We start from the raw sequence: 20,165 nt of genomic DNA on the forward strand, positions 1-20,165 counted from the left end.
TCACACGCACGAGAGTGAAATTAGCCCTGGCCCGGAGAGGTCAGGTGGACGATGGCGACGCTCGACCGCCGTACTCCGCCCGCAGGCGCAGCTTGTCGATTTTGCCCGTCGCGGCCAGCGGCAGCTTCTCGACGCGGACCACTTCGTCGGGCACCCACCACGCGGCCACGCGCTCGCGAAGGGGCGCCAGCAGCGCCTCGTCGCCCAGGGCCTTCCCCTCCCGCAGCTCGACCAGCAGGACCGGACGCTCGCCCCACTTGGCGTCGGGCCGGCCGATCACCGCCGCCAGCGAGACCTCGGGCAGGGCGCCCACCACCGCCTCGATCTCGGCCGGATTGATCCATTCGCCGCCCGACTTGATGAGGTCCTTCGCCCGGCCGGTGATGCTGAGGTTCCCGTCCTCGTCGATTCGGGCGAGGTCGCCGGTCGGGAACCAGCCGTCGGCGTCGGTCGCCCGCTTCATCTCACCGAAATAACGCTCCACCACGGCCGCGCCGCGCACCCGCAAATGGCCCTCGACGCCGCGCTGCTCGGGCGCCGGCCGCCCTTCGGAGTCGGTGATCAGCAGGTCCACGCCCACGGCCGGGCGGCCGGACTGGGCGGCCGGGCGCTCGGGATCGCCGGCCGGCGTCGCGGTCCCCAGCGGCGACAGTTCGGTCATGCCCCAGGTCGTCTGCACGATGACGCCAAGCCGCTGCTCCAGCCGTTCCATCAGCGCCGGCGGCATGGGCGCGCCGCCCACGATGATGCGCTTCAGCGAGGGGACCTCGCCGCCCGCAGCGTCCAGGTGCTCGGCCAGCCCCAGCCAGACGGTGGGCACGCCGACGGCCACCGTCACGGCCTCGGCGCGGATCAGGCGAGCCAGGCTCTCCCCATCGGCGTTGCGGCCCGGCAGGACCAGCTTCGCCCCCACCGCGGGCGCCGCGAACGGCAGCCCCCAGGCATTGGCATGGAACATCGGCACCACGGCCAGCACGGCGTCGGCGCCGGAAATCGCCATCACGTCGGTCTGCAGAATCCGCATCGTATGCAGGAAGCTGGACCGGTGTGTGTAGGTCACGCCCTTGGGCGCCCCGGTGGTGCCCGAAGTGAAGCAGAGCCCGCAGGGCGCGGTCTCGTCGAAGCCGCCCCACGCCGGCGCCTCGCCGGCCTCGGCGATTAGGGCTTCCAGCGAGTCCGCCCCCGGCTCGCCCTCCGCCTCCGCGGCGCCGTCGATGACGAGCAGTCGTTCGACGGTCGGCGCAAGCTCGGCGATGCGGCGGGCCAGCGGCAGGAGGTCGACGCTGGCGATCAGCACGCGCGCGCCCGACTGGCCAGCCATCCAGGCAAGCTGCTCGGCTGTCAGGCGCGGATTGAGCGTGTGGCACACCGCGCCCATGCCCATGGCGCCGTACCAGGCCTCCATGTGGCCCTGGGTGTTCCAGGCCAGGGTCGCGACCTTGTCCCCCAGCCCCACACCGAGTTCCGCCAGCACGGCCGAGACGCGCCGGCTGCGCGCCGCCAGGTCCGCATAGCCGATCCGGTCCACGCGGCCGCCCTCCCGGGCGGTCACCACCTCGGCGCGGGGGCGCCACTTGGCGGCGTGCTCCAGGAACTTGTTGAGCGTCAGCGCGAAAGGCTGCATGGCTCCGTCGATCATCGGGACTCCGGACTCACAGGCGCACTAGGAGATGGACTGGGGGATGAACCTGGGGGCGGCAGCGGCGGCGAGACGACGCCGACGTTCCAGTTCCAGGGGATGCCCCCGTGCGCCCGCCGGCGGCCGACCACCGCCTCGTTCAACTCGTACATGCCGGGCATAAGCCCGGTCTTCCGGCGGGGCGCGGCCTCGAAGGCCATGTAGGCGCGCGTGTCGCCGTAAGGGCTCCAGGCGGGTTGCCCGGGGGCGGCCGGCGCCCCCGTCTTCACGAAGGCGGACCAGTAGCCCTGGATCGCCGCCGAAAGGCGCGTCTCGGCGCTGGAAGCGGGCGGCTTCGGCCAGGCCGGCGGCGTCCTGTCCGCCGTGCCGAAAACATAAGGGATCTCGCTGGCGTGGAAGGCGTGCAGGTCGCGCTCGTCGGCGGCCGGATAGCCGTGGTCGAACAGGTAGAGGAAGGCGGGCTGGCCCAGCTCGGTCTGCTTGCGCGCCAGACGTTCGGCGGTCCAGCCGTAGAGCGCGTCCCGGGTCGTGGCGATGACGCTCTCGCCCAGGTCCGTCGACGGGTAGAGCTTGAGGAAGTCGTCCGCCAGGTCGCCATAGCGGGCGCGGATCTCGCGCTCGTAGTCGGCCGCGCTCGCGGGCTTCGGCGGGGCCAGCCGCCGCAGCGAGCGGATCTCACCCTGGTTGAACCCGGCCAGCACCGGCACGGGCGCCTGTTCGCCGCGGTCGAACACCTCGACGAGCTGGCGGGGCAGCACCTTGCCGTCGATCGCGCCGAACGGCGCAAAGCCCGCCTTCGGCGCCTTGTCGGCCAGCTCGACGCCGTCCATGGCGCGCAGCCCCGCCAGCCCGCCCGCCCCCAGCCGCTGGGCCAGCTCCGCGCCGGCCGCCTCGGCCGGCTCCATCCCGAACCGCCTCTCCTTCAGTTCGGGCGTCGAGACCATGTAGGCGCTCTGCAGGATGGCCCTGTGGAACAGGCCCCGCGCGAGCGGCGAGGCCATCAGGCACATGACGCTCAGGCCCCCGGCCGACTCCCCGGCCACGGTCACGTTCGCCGGGTCGCCGCCGAACGCCGCGATGTTGCGCTTCACCCAGGTCAACGCCGCGATCTGGTCCAGCAGGCCGTAGTTGCCCGAGACGCCGTCCGGGCTCTCGGCCGACAGCTCCGGGTGGGCCAGGTAGCCCAGCACGCCCAGCCGGTAGTTGATCGACACCACGACGATGCCGCGTCGCGCCAGGGCCGCCCCGTCGTACATCGCCTCGCGGCTGGAGCCGGCGACCAGCGAGCCGCCGTGGATCCAGACCATCACGGGGGCGCCCCCGGCGTCCTTTGGGGCGTCCTTGGGCGCCCAGACGTTCAGCGTCAGGCAGTCCTCGCTGAGCTGCGGCAGCTCCGAGGCGTAGATGCTGCCTGGCGTCGAACGCGGCTGCAGGCAGGCCGGACCGAACTGCGTCGCCTGCCGCACGCCTTCCCATCGTGGGAGCGGCAGGGGCGGCTTCCAGCGGAGGGGACCGACGGGCGGCGCGGCGTAGGGCACGCCCCGGAAAACATTCAGATCGCCGAGGGCCTCGCCCCGGGCGGCGCCCGCCGGAGCCTGCACCACCGGCGCCGGCCGCGCCGCCGCAGCGCCCGCGCAGAGCGCCAGGACCGCCGCGAGGACGAGCCGGCCCCTCACGCCCGGGTCTCCTCGCGGCGGAGCACGCGGGCCAGGGCCAGGAACAGGGCGATCGCCACCAGATACATCGGCGCCAGGGCGTAGAACGCCAGTTGGAGCGAGTGGTCGGGGTGGCTGGGCCGCAGCGCGTCGCTGACCGCGCCTACGAAGGTCGGGCCGACCCCCATGCCGATCAGGTTCATCACCAGCAGCAGCAGCGCGCCCGAGAGCACGCGCTGTCCGGGCGCGACCTCTTCCTGGACAAGGGCGACGGCCGAGGAGAGATAGAAGTAGTTGAGGAACGTGGGCCCCAGCAGGAACACCAGGGCGAGTTGCCAGGTCGGCGCCCAGACGAACGCCAGGTAGGGAACAACGGCGAGACTGAGCGATAGCGCGGGGGCCAGCGCGTAGGCGGCCTTGGTGCGTCGCGTGAAGCGGTCGATCACTCGGCCCGAGACGAAGATCCCGCCGCCCATCCCCACGGCCACCACCAGGGCGTACCAGAGCGACACGTCGGGCAGGGTCATGCCCTTCTCGCGCATCAGGAACAGCACGGTGAAGTTCCCGGCACCGTAGGTGACGATCTGGGTCGCCGCGCTCCCCGCCGCCGCCAGCGCCAGCGCCGGCGTCGAGAAGAACATGCGCACCGTGGGCCAGAAGCCCGCCGGCCCGGTTTGCGGCTTCGGCGGCGCGCCGGCGGCGCGGTCGAGGCCGCCGCGCTCGGGCTCACGCACCCCGAACAGCACCACCAGGGCGGTGACCACGCCCGCCGCGCCGAGGACGAGGAAGGCCATGCGCCAGCTGTAGGCGGCCGCGATCGCCGCCCCGAAGGCCACGCCCAGGGCCTGGCCGATCGGCGGGCCCAGGTTGAAGAGGCCCAGCGCCGTGCCGCGCTGGCCGGGCGGGAAGTAGTCGGTGATGATGGCGTAGGACGGCGGCACTCCGCCCGCCTCGCCGACGCCCACCGTCATGCGCGCCAGGACGAGCTGCGGATAGCTGGCCGACAGCCCGCAGGCCATGGTGGCCGCGCTCCACAGGCCGCAGGCGGCGGCCAGCACGCGCACCCGGTTCGTACGGTCGGCCAGCCAGCCCACGGGAATGGAGATCAGGCAGTAGAAGAGCGCGAAGTAGAGGCCGCTGATCAGGCCGAGCTGGCCGTCGGTGACCCCTAGCTCGTCCTGGATCGGCTTGGCCAGGATCGACAGGAGCTGCCGATCCAGGAAGTTCAGCACATAGACGAAGCACAGGATCGCCAGCACGGGCCAGGCGCCCTTGAGCGGCCGGATATGGGCGGCCGCGGCGTCCGCTCGGGGGAGGTCCGCCGCGGCCGGGGCGTGGTGAGATTCGGCCATGATCTAGAAGTCGTAGCCGACCCGCACGCCGATCGTGCGCGGCCGCTGCTCGGCGTAGCGGCTGGCGAGGAACGCCTCGGGGTGCACGTAGGTGATCTTGCGGCTGTCGAAGAGGTTCTCGACGTAGGCGCCGACCGTCCATCTGTCGAAGGCCACCGCGAAGGTCGCGTTCACGTTGTTGAAGGCGTCTGTGTAGTCGTAGGTCGGCTGCAGCACGCCCGGCCGGCCCGGAACGTACGGGAACAGGCCCGGATACTTGCCGACGTGCTGGAAGATGACCGAGAGGTTCGCCCGGGCCTGGGGCGTCAGGTCGAAGGCGTAGTTGGCGAAGGCCGCCCCCTGGAACCTGGGCGAGGCCAGGCGCACGCCCTCGCCCGCGCCCGAGATCGCCGCCTCGGTGGGCGAAAGCTTGCTCACCTCGGCCTCGTTGAACGCGCCGTTGGCCCCGATGGTCAGGCCGTCCACCGGCAGGGCCACGATCTCGAACTCCAGGCCGCGGCTGAAGGCGGCGCCGATGTTGGTGGCGAACTGCACCGAGTCGGACACCCGGTTGGCCTGCACCTGGATATTCTTCCAGTCGATCCAGTAGGCGGCGAGGTTGGTGGTCAGCCGGCCGCCCAGCCACGTGCCCTTCAGGCCGATCTCGTAGTTCGTCAGGTCGTCGGAATCAGCGCCCGGCGGAATGACGATGTCGGCCGGGTTCACCACGCTCGTCCGCCCGGCGTAGGCGTTGACCACCGGCGTGCGGAAGCCCGTCGAGACGGTGGCGTAGGTGGTGATCGAGGACATCGGCTTGTACGAGACGCTGAGCTTGTACGAGGGCCCCGTCTCCTTGGCCTTCACGCCCGTGGCCGGCGCGATCGGAATGATCGTCAGCGGCCCGGTGAATCCCGGCGTCAGGGCGGCGGTCAGGTAGTTGCTGTTGTAGCCGCCCTCGTTGAAGGCTTGGGCCTCGAAGCCGCCGTAGCGCAGCCCGCCGGTGACCCACAGGTTGTCGGTGAACCGGTAGGTCACGTTGCCGAAGCCGGCGAGTTCCTGCGACTTCGTGTGGTTGCTGAAGCGCTGGTAGTACTCGTCCGGCAGGCCGGTGAAGCCGCGGAAGGCCAGGTAGTCGGGCCGGGAGCGGTAGTTGTAGTCCACGTCCCAGCGGCGATCGAGGAAGAAGCCGCCGATCACCCAGTCCCACTTGCCGCCCGGATCGGACGCCAGCCGCACCTCCTCCACGAAGGTGTCCTGGTAGGCGTCGGCGTCCAGGGCGAAGGCGATGCTCGTCGCCGTGGGCACGGCGCCCTGGGGCAGGAAGGTGCCGGCCAGGTCGACGTAGAACTTCTGGTTGAATTCCGACCAGGTGGTCGAACTGGTGAGCTGCGCGCCGTCGAACTGGTGCTCGAGGGTGGCGTTGTAGCTGGTCAGCCAGCCCTGGAAGAGGTCGGGCCGGTCCGACACGCGCTTGTCATGGCCCAGCGACGAGCTGATCGTCGAGGAATCCCGCGGCTTGCTGACCTCGCGCGAGGCCAGGAGCTTGATCGAGGTCCGGTCCGTCGGCTCCCACAGGAGGCTGACCCGGCCGCCCCAGTAGTCGAGGTCGTTGGAGTTCTTCCGCGCCGCCAGCCCGACGTTGTCGATGTAGCCTTCCTCGTTGCGAAGGAAGCCCACGGCGCGCACGGCCAGCTTGTCCTTCACCAGGGGCACGTTGACCATGGCGTTGTAGCGCTGGCGCAGCGAGTCCGACCCGACCACGCCCATGTCCGCCAGGACCGAGGCGTCGAAGGCCGAGGAATCGGGCTTGTGGGTCAGGATGCGCAGCGCGCCGGACAGCGAGCCCGAGCCGAACAGCGTCCCCTGGGGGCCGCGCAGGAACTCCACCCGCTCCACGTCGAAGAGGTTGGGGTCGAGCACCGTGGTGTTGCCGATGGTCGAGATCGGCAGTTCGTCGATGTAGATCGCCACCGTGCTCTGCAGGTTGGCGCCGTAGCCGTTGGTGGCGATCCCGCGGGCGGTGAAATTGTTGAAGTTGGCGGTGGGCCGGTTCAGCACCACGCCGGGGGTCTCCACGGCCAGGCCCTCGTAGCCCACGATGCCCCTGGCGGTGAGCTGCTCCTGGGAATAGGCGGTCACGCTCAGCGGCACGTCCTGCAGGCGCTCGGCCCGCCGGGTGGCCGTGACGATCACCTCGCCGATCTCGGTGGCGGCCCTGGGCGCCTCGGTCTGGGCCGCGGTTTGGGCCAGCGCGGACGATCCGGCGGCCAGCCCCATGGCGCACGCCGACGCGAACAGAAGCCCCTTCATCGTCAATCCTCCCCTTTCAGCGCCGATCGTTCATGCCGGGCTGTGGCCCGCACGATGCTTTGGGAGCCGCCCCAAGTCAACATTCACTCTCATGCTTGTGAATGTTACAGGGCGAACAGAGGGCCGGGCGTCCAGAAGCCCTCCCGGAAGGGCCCGCGAGTGGTGGAAAAACCGATGTCTTTGAAGGGGATGGTGGACGCGGCTGGGATTGAACCAGCGACCCCTACGATGTCAACGTAGTGCTCTCCCGCTGAGCTACGCGTCCGCACCCGGTGCGTCGGGAAGGCGGGGATATAACGGGGCGCCTGACGCCGCGCAAGCGGCCAAAGGGCCTCGACGCCTCAGGCCGCCATCATCCGCTCCACCTCGGAGACGATCTCGCGCAGGTGGATGGGCTTGGACAGGACCTTGGCCCCGGCGGGAGCCTTCTCGCCGGCCGCGAGCGCCACGGCGGCGAAGCCGGTGATGAACATGATCCGCAGGCCCGGATGCTTGGCCGCCGCCTGGCGGGCCACCTCGATGCCGTCCAGCCCCGGCATGACGATGTCGGTGAGCAGCAGGTCCCAGGGCTCGTCCAGATAGCCCGCGGCCTCGTCGCCGTCGGCGCAGGCGGTCACCTCATAGCCCGCGCGTTCGAGCGCGCGCGCGAGGAAGCCGCGCAGGGAATCGTCGTCTTCGGCAAGCAGGATGCGGGGCATGTCCGGTTCGGATCGGTAGCTGAACGTTCAGCATACGCCGCCAACCGTAAACCCGCGATGAACCCTTTGACCGCCGGGGGCGCTCAGCGTTCAATGCGCCCGATGAATGCCTGGGAGCGTCTCGGCGGCGAGCAAGCGCCTGCGAAAGCGGCGGCCTTCGAGCTGCGCCGGGCGGCGCCCGAGGGCGAGCCGCCGCCCACGCCCCTGGTCTTCGCCTCCCCCCATTCGGGCCGCGTCTATCCGGAAGACATGATGTCGGCCGCGGCGCTCGACGCGCTCAGCATCCGCCGGTCCGAGGACGCGCTGGTCGACGACCTGATCGCGGCCGCGCCGGGCCTGGGCGCGGCCGTGATCGCCGCCAGCTACGCGCGGGCCTACATCGATCTCAACCGCGAGCCCTTCGAGCTCGACCCCGCCATGTTCGCCGACGAGCTGCCCGAGTTCGCGAGGGCGCGGACGGCGCGGGTGGCCGCGGGCCTGGGCGCCATCGCCCGGGTGGTCTCGGAAGGCCAGGAGATCTACCGGCGCAAGCTCACCTTCGCCGAGGCCCGCCAGCGGATCGAGGGCGCCCACCGTCCCTACCACCGCGCGCTGGAGGGCCTGCTGGCCGAGGCGCTCGCCGCCCACGGCGTCGCCATCCTGATCGACTGGCACTCCATGCCCGCCGCCGCCGCCCGGGCCGGGGGGCGCGACCGGCCCTGCGACATGGTGCTGGGCGACCGGTTCGGCGCGGCCTGCGCCGGCCTGCTCACGGCCACCGTCGAGAAGGCGTTGGAGGGCATGGGCTACCGGGTGGCCCGCAACACCCCCTACGCCGGCGGCTACACCACCGAACACTATGGGCGGCCGGCCCGGCGCACGCACGCGCTGCAGATCGAGATCAACCGCGCGCTCTACCTGGACGAGGCGACACTCTCACCCACCCGGGGCTTCGCCCGGCTCAAGGCCGACCTGGAGAAGCTGACCCGGGCGCTCGCCCAGGCCGACTGGTCCGCGCTCAAGCCCGCCTGAGGCAAAAAAAGCCGCGCCCGAAGGCGCGGCAGTTCATTAGGGAGGAAACGCCCAGGAAGGGCATAGGCGTCCGGAGACGCCTAACGCCTCCGACATACGGTGCAGTGCACAAAAATGCAAGCCTACGGAGGATGAAAAATGCCGTCTCCGAGGCCAAGGCTTGAATTTTCTGCCCGGAGCAGCCACTTCCATGGCGTCCGGGCGCCGCTACGTTAGCTGCGGCGCACAATCGTTTGCGGGACTGACCGAACGCCGCGGAACAAACTCCGCGCTGGCGGCGAAGCCCGCTCTCCCCTACAAGCCCGCCCTTCTCCCTCGACGAGCTCGCTCCCCTCCCCCATGTCGCTCCGCAACATCGCCATCATCGCCCACGTCGACCACGGCAAGACCACGCTCGTCGATCAGCTCCTCGCCCAGTCCGGCGTCTTCCGCGCCAACGAGGCGACGGTGGAGCGCGCCATGGACTCCAACGACCAGGAGCGCGAGCGCGGGATCACCATCCTCGCCAAGTGCACCAGCGTGCTCTGGAACGGAAAGGCCGGCGAGACCCGCATCAACATCATCGACACCCCCGGCCACGCCGACTTCGGCGGCGAGGTGGAGCGGATCCTGGGCATGGTGGACGGCTGCGTCCTGCTGGTCGACGCCGAGGAAGGGGTCATGCCCCAGACCAAGTTCGTGCTGACCAAGGCCCTGAAGATGGGCCTGAAGCCGATCCTGTGCATCAACAAGGTCGACCGGGCCCACGCCGATCCCGACCGGGTGCACCTGGAGACCATCGACCTGTTCTCGGCCATCGGGGCCACGGACGAGCAGCTCGACTTCCCGCACATCTACGCCTCGGGCCGCAACGGCTGGGCGACGCTCGACCTGAACCAGCCGTCCGACACGCTCGCGCCCCTCTTCGACCTGATCGTCGACCACGTGCCGCCGCCGGCCGTCGAGGCGAACAAGGGCAAGCCGTTCCGGATGCTGAACGTGCTGATCGAAAGCGACCCGTTCCTGGGCCGCCTGCTGACCGGCCGCATCGAGAGCGGCAAGGCCGTGGCCGGCATGGCCATCAAGGCGCTGGACCGCGACGGCAAGCAGATCGAGCAGGGGCGCATCACCAAGGTGCTGGCCTTCCGCGGCCTGAAGCGCCAGCCCGTGGACGAAGGCGCCGAGGCCGGCGACATCGTCGCCATCGCCGGCATGTCCAAGGCCACGGTGGCCGACACGCTGTGCGCCCTGGAAGTCAACGAGCCGCTGCCCGCCCAGCCCATCGACCCGCCGACCATCTCCATGACGGTCGGCGTCAACGACAGCCCGCTGGCGGGCCGCGAGGGCGACAAGGTGCAGAGCCGCGTCATCCGCGACCGCCTGCTGAAGGAAGCCGAGGCCAATGTCGCCATCCGCGTGACCGAGACGCCCGGCTCCGACGCCTACGAGGTCGCCGGCCGCGGCGAACTGCAACTCGGCGTGCTGATCGAGAACATGCGTCGCGAGGGCTTCGAACTCTCCATCTCCCGTCCGCGCGTGGTCTACCAGACCGGCGAGAACGGCGAGCGGCTGGAGCCCATCGAGGACGTGGTCATCGACGTGGACGACGAGTTCACCGGCATCGTCATCGAGAAGCTGTCGGCCCGTAAGGCCGAGCTGAAGGACATGGGGCCCTCGGGCGCCGGCAAGACCCGCATCCAGCTCATGTGCCCCTCGCGCTCGCTGATCGGCTATCAGGGCGAGTTCCTGACCGACACCCGCGGCTCGGGCGTGCTGAACCGCGTGTTCAGCCACTACGAGCCGCACAAGGGCGCCATCGAAGGCCGTCCGAAGGGCGTGCTGGTCTCCAACACCGACGGCGAGACCGCCGCCTACGCCCTGTGGAACCTGGAAGAGCGCGGCGTGATGTTCGTCGGCGCCGGCGAGAAGACCTACCAGGGCATGATCATCGGCGAGAACTCCCGCTCGGACGACCTCGACGTCAATCCGATCAAGGGCAAGCAGCTCACCAACGTCCGCGCCTCGGGCAAGGACGAGGCCGTGCGCCTGACTCCGCCCCGCAGGCTTACCCTCGAACAGGCCATCGCCTACATCGAGAACGACGAGCTGGTGGAGGTGACGCCCAAGTCCATCCGCCTGCGCAAGGAAGTGCTGAACCCCAGCTTCCGCAAGAAGCGGGCGCGGGAAGAGTAGCGGCGAAAGAACCGGCAACGGAAAGTTACCGGGACGCTCTGGACGGCGGCGCCACGCCTATGACACGTGGAAGGCGTATGGAGCCTCCCGTGACGTCGCCCGCCGCCAAGCCCTATCCGCCGCGCCACTACCCGACGCCCGCCGCCAAGTGCGCCGACCTGGTGGTGCATGTCGTGGGCCTGACGCTGGCGCTGGTGGGCGGGATCGTCCTCCTGAGCCTGGCGGTCACGGCGGGTTCCATCAGCAAGGTCGTGGGCGTGTCGATCTACGCGGCGGGCATCCTGGCCATGCTGGCCTTCTCGACCGCCTACAACTTCGCCAGGCCGCAGTACCGGCCGACCCTGCGCCGCCTCGACCACGCGGGCATCTTCCTGATGATCGCCGGTTCCTACACGCCCTTCACCCTGGGCCTGCCGGGCGCCTGGGGCTGGGGCATGACGGCGGCGGTGTGGTCGATCGCCACGCTCGGGGCGCTGGGCAAGCTGTTCCTCAAGGGCCTCGACCGGAAGTTCTGGGTGGCCGTCTACCTGGCCCTGGGCTGGCTGGTGGTGGTGGCGCTGAAGCCGATCATCGACAGCCTGGCCTGGTACGCCTTCGCGCTGCTGGTGACGGGCGGCGTGCTCTATTCCACCGGCGTGGTCTTCTACGTGAACAAGCGGCTGAAGTTCTCGCGGGCCATCTGGCACGGCCATGTGGTGGCCGCCGCCGGCGCGCACTGGGCCGCCGTGCTGCTGGGCGTGGTGCTGGCTTCCCAGCACTGAGCGCCTGGACCAATTGGGGCCGGCTCCACGAAGCAGCCGTTCATCGCCAGCACCTGGGCCACCACGCAGGCCGCCGCGCCCAGCGGGGCGGGCGGAGCCGTCTCCAGCAATTCGAAGAGCCTCGCCTCCATCGCCTCATAGGCCTCGGCTTGGGCGAAGGCGAAGACGTCCAGCATCGCCCGCTCATCCGCCGTCACCGCCGGATCGCCCGGCATCGACAGCGTCAGGCGCCGCCGGCCGTGCAGGGCAAGCTGCTGAAGGAAGACTTCCAGCGTCCGGCAGGCCTCATGCCCGGTCCAGCCGCAGACGAACTCGAATTGCGCCACCGCGCCCGGGCAGCCCGTCCCCAGCGCCAGCCGGCGGATCGCGCCGATCAGCAGGCGCTCGCCCCGGAACAGGGACAGGGACAGATCGTCATCGCACATGGCCGACTCCCGAAACCGGAGGTCAGCCTAACGCTATTGAGAATCGTTCGCAACTAGAGCGGCGACACTCAATACGGCCGCTCCATCCAGACGTCGCAGCGGGCGTACTCGGTCTCGGCGGGCGCGAGGTCCCTGAACCCCATGGCCCGGTAGAGCCCGAGCGCCGGCCCGAGGCTGGAGTTGGTCTCCAGGTAGAGCCGCGGCGCGCCGGCCTCGCGCCCCGCCTCGATGCACCGCTCCATCAGCCTCCGACCCAGGCCCGAACCGCGCACATCCTCCGAGACGGTCATCTTGGCGACCTCGTAGCCGCCGTCGTCCATCCGGATCAGGGCCACACAGCCCACCGGCTCGCCGTCCCGTACGGCGATGAAGATGCGCCCGCCCTTGTCGATGATCTTGCCCTGCGGGTCGTTCAGGACCTCGCGGTCCTTGGCTTCCAGGGTGAAGCGCCTGGAGATCCAGGCCTCGTTCAGCGTGCGGAACGCCTCGGCGTGGCGGGGTTCGAACTCAACGATCTCCACGGGGATCTCCATGACCTCACCCTCCCGACGATGGCTTTCAGCCGACTCTGCGGCCAAAGTCCGCCCGATGGCCAATCCGATCTTCTCAACCCTGCCCACGACCGTCTTCGAGGAGATGTCGGGGCTGGCGCGCAGCCTCGGCGCGATCAACCTCGGCCAGGGCTTCCCCGATGATCTGGGTCCCGAGCCGATCCGCCGCAAGGCCGCCGACGCCGTGCTCAATGGCTACAACCAGTATCCGCCCATGCGCGGCCTGCCCGAGCTGCGCCAGGCGGTGGCCGCCCACTACGCGCGCCATCAGGGGCTCGACCTCGACTGGGAGAACGAGGTCACCATCACCTCGGGCGCCACCGAGGCGCTGACCGCCTCCTTCCTGGCCCTGATCCAGCCCGGCGACGAGGTGGTGCTGTTCCAGCCGTTGTACGACAGCTACCTGCCGATGATCCGGCTGGCGGGCGGCATTCCCAAGCTGGTTCACCTGTCGCCGCCGCACTGGCGCTTCGAACGGGTGATGCTGGAGGCCGCTTTCTCCGAGCGCACCCGCTTCGTGGTTCTGAACAACCCGATCAATCCGGCGGGCGTGGTCCTGCCGGACGAGGACCTGGCCCTGCTGGCCGAGTTCTGCGTGCGCTTCGATGTTGTGGCCATCTGCGACGAGGTCTGGGAGCAGGTGGTGTTCGGGAGCGCCCGCCACCGGCCGCTGATCGCCTGTCCGGGGATGCGCGGGCGGACCGTGAAGATCGGCTCGGCCGGCAAGATGTTCGGCCTCACGGGCTGGAAGGTGGGCTTCCTCTGCGCGGCGCCCGAGCTGACCCACAGCCTGGCCCGCGCCCACCAGTTCCTGACCTTCACCACCGCGCCCAACCTGCAGGCGGCGGTGGCCTGGGGGCTGGAGAATCCCGGCGACTGGTTCGAGGCCATGCCCCGCCAGCTCGAAGCCTCTCGCGACCGCCTGGCCGAGGGCCTGAGGCGCGAGGGTTTCGCCGTCCTGCCGAGCCAGGGCACCTATTTCCTGAACGTCGACCTGCCCGCCTCTGGGATCGCGGAGGGCGACCGCGCCTTCTGCCTGCGCGCCGTGCACGAGGCGGGCGTCGCCGCCATTCCGGTCTCGGCCTTCTACGAGGCGGCCCCGGTGACGACCATCATGCGCCTGTGCTTCTCCAAAGCCGACGCCGTGCTGGACGAGGGCGTGAAGCGGCTGGCGAAGGCGCGGGAGCTGTCGCTTGCCCGCCCCGCGTAGCGGGGGAGGCAAGGAGTCAGCAGGTGGTCCCGCCGTCGACGACGATGGTCTGGCCGGTGGTCCAGGCCCCGGCCCGCGAGGCCAGGTAGATGGCCGCGCCGGCCAGGTCGTCGGGCTCGCCCAGGCGGCGCAGCGGCGTGCCGGTGCTGGCGCGCTTTTCGCCTTCCGGCGTGTCCCACAGCGCGCGGGCGAAATCGGTCTTCACCAGGCCCGGCGCGATGCAGTTCACCCGGATGTTGTCCGGCCCCAGCTCGTGGGCGAGGTTGCGGGCGAGCTGCATGTCGGCCGCCTTGGAGATGCAGTAGGCGCCGATGGTCGTCGAGCCGCGCAGCCCGCCGATCGACGAGACGACGATGATCGCCCCGTCCTTCCGCTCGCGCATCTCGGGGACCACCATCTGGATCAGCCAGTTGTTGGCGATGATGTTGTTGTCGAGGATCTTGCGGAACGCGTCGTCGGGAATGTCGAGCTGGCTGCCGTAGAACGGGTTCGAGGCGGCGTTGCAGACCAGGACGTCGATCTTGCCGAAGGCCTTGCGGGTCTCGTCCACCAGGCGCTGGAGGTCCTCCTTGGACGAGATGTTGGCCGGCACGGCGATGGCGTGGCCCGGACGCTTCTCGTTGATCCCGGCGGCCACCTCGTCGCAGGGGCCGGCCTTGCGCGAGGAGATCACCACCTTTGCGCCCTGCTCGGCCATGCGCTCGGCGATGGCCCGGCCGATGCCGCGCGAGGAGCCGGTGATCACCGCCACCTTGCCCGTGAGGTCGAAGAGGCCGCCAGCGCCCACCTTCAGCTTGTCCATCGTCTCGGTCACGGCGCGCTCCCAAACAGTTGTTTGACTTTCGAAGGACGCATTTGCGACGGGGCCTGCCGTCCGGTCAAGCGGCAGAGCGGCGCTTGCGGTCCCGGCCTCCACCCGCCTAGCTTGGCCTTGAAGTCGGGGAGGGTGCGGACATGCGGATCGTGGGGCGGATCGCGCTGGGCCTTGCGGCGCTGGCGGTGGTGCTGGTTGGCGTCGTGCTGGTCAGGACCTTCACCTACAAGGCGCCGGCCGCGGCCGACCTCTCGGGCGTGACGGTGGCGCCGGCGATCCCGGTGGATGTGGACCGCGCCGCCCGGAACCTGAGCGCCGCCATCCAGATCCCCACGGTCCGTCACCAGGACCGGGCCGAGGACGACCTCGCCCAGTGGGACCGGCTGCACGCCTTCCTGCAGGCGACCTATCCGGCGGCCCACGCGGCCATGACCCGCGAGGTCATCGACTCCCAGACGCTGGTCTACACCTGGGTGGGTTCGGACGCCGCGCTGGCCCCCGTCATCCTGATGGCCCACCAGGACGTGGTGCCGGTGACGCCCGGCACGGAAGGCGCCTGGAAGCATCCGCCGTTCGCGGGTGAGATCGCCGAGAACGCGGTCTGGGGACGCGGGGCGGTCGACGACAAGGGCTCGCTGATCGGCCTCTTCGAAGCCGTCGAGACCCTCGCCGGGCAGGGCTTCAAGCCGAAGCGGACGGTCATCGTCGTCTCGGGCGGCGACGAGGAGGTGATGGGCTCGGGCGCCCAGGCCGCCGCCCGGCTGCTGGCCGCGCGCGGCGTGAAGGCCGAGTTCGTGCTGGACGAGGGCATGGCCGTCATCACCGACAATCCCCTGACCGGCGGGCGCCTGGCGATCATCGGCACGGCCGAGAAGGGCTACGCCACCTTGCAGGTCACGGCCAACGCGGCCGGCGGCCACTCCTCGGCGCCGCCGAAGGACGGGGGCGGCGTCGCCACGCTGGCCAAGGCGATCACCGCCATCGTGGACCGCCCATTCCCCATGGCCTTCCGCGGCCCGGGCGCCGACATGGTCAAGACCGCCGCGCCGCTGGCCAGCTTCCCGGTGCGGATGGGGGTGGCCAACGAGTGGCTGTTCGGCAAGCTGCTGATCGGCCAGACGGCGGCGACGCCGGCCGGCGCGGCCCTGCTGCACACCACGATCGCGCCGACCATGCTGAAGGGCAGCCCCAAGGAGAACGTCCTGCCGCAGGACGCCACCGCCTGGATCAACTACCGCATCGCGCCGGGAGACACCTCGGCCGAGGTCATGGCCCGCGCCAAGGCCGCCACCGAGGGCCTGCCCGTCACGCTCTCGTGGAACAAGACGCCGGCCGAGCCCTCGCCCGTTTCGTCGACGGAGTCCGCGGGCTGGAAGGCGATCGCCGCCACCGCCGCGGCCGTTTCGGGAGCGCCGGTGGCGCCTGGCCTCGTCACCGCCGGCACCGACAGCCGCTGGCTCGCGCCGGTCGCCAAGGACGTCTACCGCTTCCAGCCGGTGGAGTTCAGGCTGAAGGAGGTCGAGATGATCCACGGGACCAACGAGCACATGACGCTCCAGAATCTCGAGCGGATGGTGCAGTTCTACGGCCGCCTGATCGTCACCGCCGCGCAATAGCGCCCGCCCGGGCTTGCCGGAACGCGCGTGGACCAATAACTCGTTGGAAGACCCATCTATCGCCCGCGGGACAAAACGGCGCGACGCGCGTTCCCGCCCGGGCCTCAAGGAGCCGCCATGCTGAAGTGGATCGCCTACATGGACGATGAAGACGGTGACGACGAGAAGGGCCGCCTGCCCGACATGCCGATGACGGCGGGGCCGGTCCAGAACGCCCTCTTCAAGTCCCGCACCGTCCTCGTCTTCGGCGAGATCGACATGCGCCTGGCCGAGCGGGTCACGGCTCAGCTGACGGCCTTGGCTTCCGAAAGCGACAAGCCGATCCGCATGATCATCAACTCGCCGGGCGGCCACGTCGAAAGCGGCGACACTATCCACGACATGATCCAGTTCAGCCCGGCGCCGGTGACGGTGATCGGCACCGGCTGGGTGGCCAGCGCCGGCGCCCACATCTACCTGGGCGCGCCCAAGGAGAACCGGCTCTGCCTGCCGAACACCCGCTTCCTGCTGCACCAGCCGGCGGGCGGCGTGCGCGGCCAGGCCTCGGACATCGAGATCGAGGCCGAGGAGATCATCAAGATGCGCGAGCGCGTGAACCGGATGATCGCCCGCGAGACCGGCCAGCCCTACGAGAAGGTCGACCGCGACACGACCCGGAACTTCTGGATGAGCGCCGAGCAGGCGGTCGAGTACGGCCTCGTCTCGCGGATCATCAAGAACACCAGCGAGATCTGAGCCGCCCATGGAACCGTGGTGGAAGGGCGCCGTCCTCTACCACGTCTATGTGCGCAGCTTCTTCGACTCGGGCGGCGACGGGCATGGCGACCTGCCCGGCGTGCTGGCCAAGCTCGACTACATCGAAGGCCTGGGGGTGGACGGGATCTGGCTGTCGCCGATCCACCCCTCGCCGAACCGCGACTGGGGCTACGACGTCGCCGACTACGCGGGCGTCCAGGCCGACTACGGCGCCCTGGAGGACTTCCAGCGCCTGCTGGACGCCGCCCACGCCCGGGGCCTGAAGGTCCTGCTGGACGAGGTGCTCAGCCATACCTCGGACGAGCACCCCTGGTTCGTGGAGAGCCTCACCGGCGGCCCGACCGGCCCCAAGGCGGACTGGTATGTCTGGGCCGACCCGAAGGACGACGGGACAGCCCCCAACAACTGGCTCTCGGTGTTCGGCGGCCCGGCCTGGGCCTACCAGCCGAAGCGCCGCCAGCACTACCACCACAAGTTCCTGCGGCAGCAGCCCAAGCTGAACTGGCGCGAGCCGGCGGCCCGCGAGGCGGCGCTGTCGGTCCTGGACCTGTGGCTATCCCGCGGCGTCGACGGCTTCCGCCTGGACGTGGCGGGGACCTTCCTCCACGACGCGGCCCTGACCGATAATCCGCCCGTGCCCGTGGACGAGCGAACCCGCCTCCACTGGAGCCACGCCGGCAACCTCCAGCGCCACCTGCACGATTCCAACCTGCCCGAGAACGTGGGCGTGCTCGACGCCATCCGCCGGCGGGTGGAGTCGCACGGCCCCGACCGGTTCGTGTTCGGCGAGTTCTCGGAGGAGGAGGCCCGCTGCGGGGCCTACTGCACGCCCGAAGAGGGCCTGCACTCCGGCTACACCTTCGTCATGCTGCTCGCCCGCAAGCTGGAGACGGCGTTCGTCCGCGAGCACTATCGGACGCTGGCGGACCACCCCTTCCACTGGCCGACGATCAGCCTGTCGAACCACGACGTACCGCGCACGGTCAGCCGGTTCGGCGGGAAGGACGCCTCGCCCGAGCTCGCCAAGATGCTGTTCGCCCTGCTCCTGGCGCTGAAGGGCACGGCCCTGATCTACCAGGGCGAGGAACTGGGCCTGCCGCAGGCCAGCCTCGCGCGGGATCAGCTCCGCGATCCGGTGGGCGACCTCTACTGGCCCTATGACGGCGGGCGCGACGGCTGCCGCACGCCGATGCCGTGGACGCCCGGCCCCAACCTCGGCTTCACGGACGGTACGCCGTGGCTGCCGGCGGCCAGAGAGCACGCCGGCCTCACCGTCGCCGAACAGGAACGGGACCCGGACTCCGCCCTGGCCTTCGCCCGCCAGATGATCGCCTTGCGCAAGGCCTCGCCCGCCCTGCGCCTGGGCGAACTGGAGTTCCTGGAAAAGGACGAGCCGGTGCTGGCCTTCGTCCGCCGCCACGAAGGCGAGGCGATCGCCTGCCTGTTCAACTTCAGCGACGTCCCCCGCTTCGTGGACGCGCCGGAACTGGCGGGGGCCGAACTTCTGGCGGTGCGCGCGGGCGACGCCGACCTGCGCGGCGGCTCCATCGGGCTCTCGCCCCACGCCGCGGCGTTCCTCAGACTCGCGTAAGCCGCTAGAAGCGCTCCATGGCCGAAGGCGACGCCCAAAGTTCAAAGACGATGCCGGAGACGAAGTTCGGCCGGGGGTTCCTGACGGACATCTGGTACTTCGCCGCCCTGTCGTCCGACCTGAAGGCCGGGAAGCTCGCACGCCACGAGATCGTCGGCGAACCCGTCCTTCTGGGCCGCAGCCGCGCGGGCGAGGTCTTCGCGCTGAAGGACATCTGCCCGCACCGCGCCGCGCCGCTGTCGGCGGGCCGGTTCGTGAAGGAGGCCTCGGGCGCCGAGGTCGTGGAGTGCCCCTACCACGGCTGGCGGTTCGGCCGGGACGGCGCCTGCACCGCCATCCCCTCGCTCACCGCCGGGCAGGAGATGGACGTCGGCCGCATCCGCGTTCGCCGCTATCCCGTGGCCGAGAGCCAGGGCCTGGTCTTCGTCTGGATCGGCGCGGGCGAACCCGACCAGCCGCCGCCGACCTTCCCCGGCGTGGTGGGCGGCGCGCCCAAGCTGGTCGACCGCATGGTGTTCGAGAGCCACATCGACCACGCGGTCGTGGGCCTGATGGACCCGGCCCACGGCCCCTACGTGCACCAGCAGTGGTGGTGGCGCTCGTCCAAGAGCCAGCACGAAAAGGCCAAGCGGTTCGAGCCGCGCGACGCGGGCTTCTCCATGGTGCGCCACGAGCCGTCCAAGAACAGCCGCGCCTACGCGATCCTCGGCGGCCAGCCGCTGACCGAGATCACCTTCCGCCTGCCCGGCCTGCGCTGGGAGCACGTCACGGTCGGCAGGCGCCAGGTGCTGTCGCTGACCTGCCTGACGCCCATGAACGACGGCGCCACCCGGATCACCCAGATCGTCTGGTCCGACCATCCGGCCTTCGTACTGCTGAAGCCGTTCATCGCCGCCGGGGCCCGGGCCTTCCTGCGCCAGGACGGCGACATGGTGAACCTGCAGAACCAGGGCCTGCGCTACGACCCCAGCCTGATCTGGATCGACGACGCCGACCGCCAGGCCAAGTGGTACCAGCAGCTCAAGAAGGAGTGGGCCGCCAGCCGCCGGGAGGGCCGGCCGTTCGCGAATCCGATCGCGCCCGCCGTCCTGAAATGGCGAAGCTAGCCGCACCGGCGGCGTGGCCATGAGGCTCCCCGGACTCCCGCGTCCGGCCGGCCCGGGCCTGGCCGCCATCGTCCTGCTCACGGCGGCCACCGGCTGCGCCCCGGCGGCGCCCACGTCGCCCGTCGCAGCTCCTTCGGCCCCGCCGGCGGCGGCCCTCCCAGGCTGCGAACGGCCCGGCTGGGAAGCCGCGGCGCGCGCCAACGCGGAGAGCCTGCGCACCCGCCCCGGCGCGCCGTTCGGACGCCAGGAGATCGGCTGGGAAATCTACGCCCCGCTCTTCCAGCGCGAGATCGGCGTGGCCTGTCCGCCGGAGTCCGAGGGCTTCGCCGCGGCGCTGGCGGCCTGGCAGGCGGAACGGAAACTGCCGACCGACGGCGTCGTCGACGACGCGGACTTCCTGGTGCTGAAGGGCGTGACCCAGGAGCGGCGTCCCATCGTCATGCTGGGCGTGGCGGGCGTCTGCCCCGAGACCGCCGACGAGATCGCCGCCGCCCGGCCGGAAGAGGGCTATGGCGGCAA

At 70.5% G+C, this 20,165-nt stretch carries 16 protein-coding genes, 1 tRNA gene and 1 pseudogene; 9 read left to right on the forward strand and 9 right to left on the reverse strand.

Annotation, left to right across the window (positions count from 1 at the left end):
* Nucleotides 1-40: 40 nt before the first annotated feature.
* The 6 genes from ACK4TT_RS17040 to cpdR all read right to left on the reverse strand — a co-directional run bounded on the left by ACK4TT_RS17040 (nucleotide 41) and on the right by cpdR (nucleotide 7,633).
* On the reverse strand, nucleotides 41-1,639 hold the full coding sequence (locus tag ACK4TT_RS17040; protein ID WP_410213472.1) for a long-chain-fatty-acid--CoA ligase: 1,599 nt from the start codon (nucleotides 1,637-1,639) through the stop codon (nucleotides 41-43).
* Nucleotides 1,636-3,315, reverse strand: coding sequence for a carboxylesterase/lipase family protein (locus ACK4TT_RS17045; RefSeq protein ID WP_410213473.1), 1,680 nt, complete (start codon nucleotides 3,313-3,315; stop codon nucleotides 1,636-1,638). The genes ACK4TT_RS17040 and ACK4TT_RS17045 overlap by 4 nt, the downstream gene beginning before the upstream one ends.
* Entirely contained in the window at nucleotides 3,312-4,646 is a 1,335-nt protein-coding gene (locus ACK4TT_RS17050) for a spinster family MFS transporter (protein WP_410213474.1), read from the reverse strand. The genes ACK4TT_RS17045 and ACK4TT_RS17050 overlap by 4 nt, the downstream gene beginning before the upstream one ends.
* Nucleotides 4,647-4,649: 3 nt before the next feature.
* Nucleotides 4,650-6,935, reverse strand: coding sequence for a TonB-dependent receptor (locus ACK4TT_RS17055; RefSeq protein ID WP_410213475.1), 2,286 nt, complete (start codon nucleotides 6,933-6,935; stop codon nucleotides 4,650-4,652).
* Between the two features lie 190 nt (nucleotides 6,936-7,125).
* A tRNA-Val gene (locus ACK4TT_RS17060) sits at nucleotides 7,126-7,200 on the reverse strand.
* 76 nt (nucleotides 7,201-7,276) lie between these two features.
* Nucleotides 7,277-7,633, reverse strand: coding sequence for a cell cycle two-component system response regulator CpdR (gene cpdR, locus ACK4TT_RS17065; RefSeq protein WP_409634423.1), 357 nt, complete (start codon nucleotides 7,631-7,633; stop codon nucleotides 7,277-7,279).
* A gap of 102 nt (nucleotides 7,634-7,735) precedes the next feature.
* Between cpdR and ACK4TT_RS17070 the strand changes: the two genes are divergently transcribed.
* The 3 genes from ACK4TT_RS17070 to trhA all read left to right on the forward strand — a co-directional run bounded on the left by ACK4TT_RS17070 (nucleotide 7,736) and on the right by trhA (nucleotide 11,577).
* Nucleotides 7,736-8,644, forward strand: coding sequence for an N-formylglutamate amidohydrolase (locus ACK4TT_RS17070; RefSeq protein WP_410213480.1), 909 nt, complete (start codon nucleotides 7,736-7,738; stop codon nucleotides 8,642-8,644).
* A gap of 339 nt (nucleotides 8,645-8,983) precedes the next feature.
* The gene (typA, locus tag ACK4TT_RS17075) at nucleotides 8,984-10,816 is read left to right on the forward strand and encodes a translational GTPase TypA (protein WP_409634426.1); all 1,833 of its coding nucleotides are present in this window, start codon (nucleotides 8,984-8,986) and stop codon (nucleotides 10,814-10,816) included.
* A 77-nt stretch (nucleotides 10,817-10,893) separates the two neighbouring features.
* On the forward strand, nucleotides 10,894-11,577 hold the full coding sequence (gene trhA, locus ACK4TT_RS17080) for a PAQR family membrane homeostasis protein TrhA (RefSeq protein WP_409634429.1): 684 nt from the start codon (nucleotides 10,894-10,896) through the stop codon (nucleotides 11,575-11,577).
* Here the strand turns inward: trhA and ACK4TT_RS17085 are convergent.
* Nucleotides 11,460-12,002, reverse strand: a complete 543-nt coding sequence (locus ACK4TT_RS17085; protein ID WP_410213476.1) for a hypothetical protein — start codon at nucleotides 12,000-12,002, stop codon at nucleotides 11,460-11,462. The genes trhA and ACK4TT_RS17085 overlap by 118 nt on opposite strands.
* A 68-nt stretch (nucleotides 12,003-12,070) precedes the next feature.
* Nucleotides 12,071-12,535, reverse strand: coding sequence for a GNAT family N-acetyltransferase (locus ACK4TT_RS17090; RefSeq protein WP_409634435.1), 465 nt, complete (start codon nucleotides 12,533-12,535; stop codon nucleotides 12,071-12,073).
* Nucleotides 12,536-12,590: 55 nt separating this feature from the next.
* Between ACK4TT_RS17090 and ACK4TT_RS17095 the strand changes: the two genes are divergently transcribed.
* Nucleotides 12,591-13,763: an aminotransferase gene (locus ACK4TT_RS17095; protein ID WP_409634438.1), complete on the forward strand. Its 1,173-nt coding sequence runs from the start codon at nucleotides 12,591-12,593 to the stop codon at nucleotides 13,761-13,763.
* 16 nt (nucleotides 13,764-13,779) lie between these two features.
* On the opposite strand, the gene ACK4TT_RS17100 is transcribed toward ACK4TT_RS17095, so the two are convergent.
* A complete protein-coding gene (locus tag ACK4TT_RS17100) occupies nucleotides 13,780-14,565 on the reverse strand; it encodes an SDR family oxidoreductase (protein WP_409634932.1) in 786 nt (261 codons plus the stop codon).
* 152 nt (nucleotides 14,566-14,717) lie between these two features.
* Here ACK4TT_RS17100 and ACK4TT_RS17105 point away from each other — a divergent pair, with 152 nt between their 5' ends.
* The 5 genes and pseudogenes from ACK4TT_RS17105 to ACK4TT_RS17125 form a co-directional block, all read left to right on the forward strand.
* On the forward strand, nucleotides 14,718-16,193 hold the full coding sequence (locus tag ACK4TT_RS17105; RefSeq protein ID WP_409634441.1) for a M20 family peptidase: 1,476 nt from the start codon (nucleotides 14,718-14,720) through the stop codon (nucleotides 16,191-16,193).
* 117 nt (nucleotides 16,194-16,310) lie between these two features.
* The gene (locus ACK4TT_RS17110; protein ID WP_409634444.1) at nucleotides 16,311-16,928 is read left to right on the forward strand and encodes an ATP-dependent Clp protease proteolytic subunit; all 618 of its coding nucleotides are present in this window, start codon (nucleotides 16,311-16,313) and stop codon (nucleotides 16,926-16,928) included.
* A gap of 7 nt (nucleotides 16,929-16,935) precedes the next feature.
* Nucleotides 16,936-18,540: an alpha-glucosidase family protein gene (locus ACK4TT_RS17115; RefSeq protein ID WP_410213477.1), complete on the forward strand. Its 1,605-nt coding sequence runs from the start codon at nucleotides 16,936-16,938 to the stop codon at nucleotides 18,538-18,540.
* A 17-nt stretch (nucleotides 18,541-18,557) separates the two neighbouring features.
* Nucleotides 18,558-19,646: a Rieske 2Fe-2S domain-containing protein gene (locus ACK4TT_RS17120; protein ID WP_409634450.1), complete on the forward strand. Its 1,089-nt coding sequence runs from the start codon at nucleotides 18,558-18,560 to the stop codon at nucleotides 19,644-19,646.
* A gap of 19 nt (nucleotides 19,647-19,665) precedes the next feature.
* Nucleotides 19,666-20,165 (forward strand): annotated as a pseudogene (locus ACK4TT_RS17125) (hypothetical protein); the annotation flags it as partial.

The sequence above is a fragment of the Phenylobacterium sp. genome, assembly GCF_046463815.1.
Lineage (GTDB): Bacteria > Pseudomonadota > Alphaproteobacteria > Caulobacterales > Caulobacteraceae > Phenylobacterium.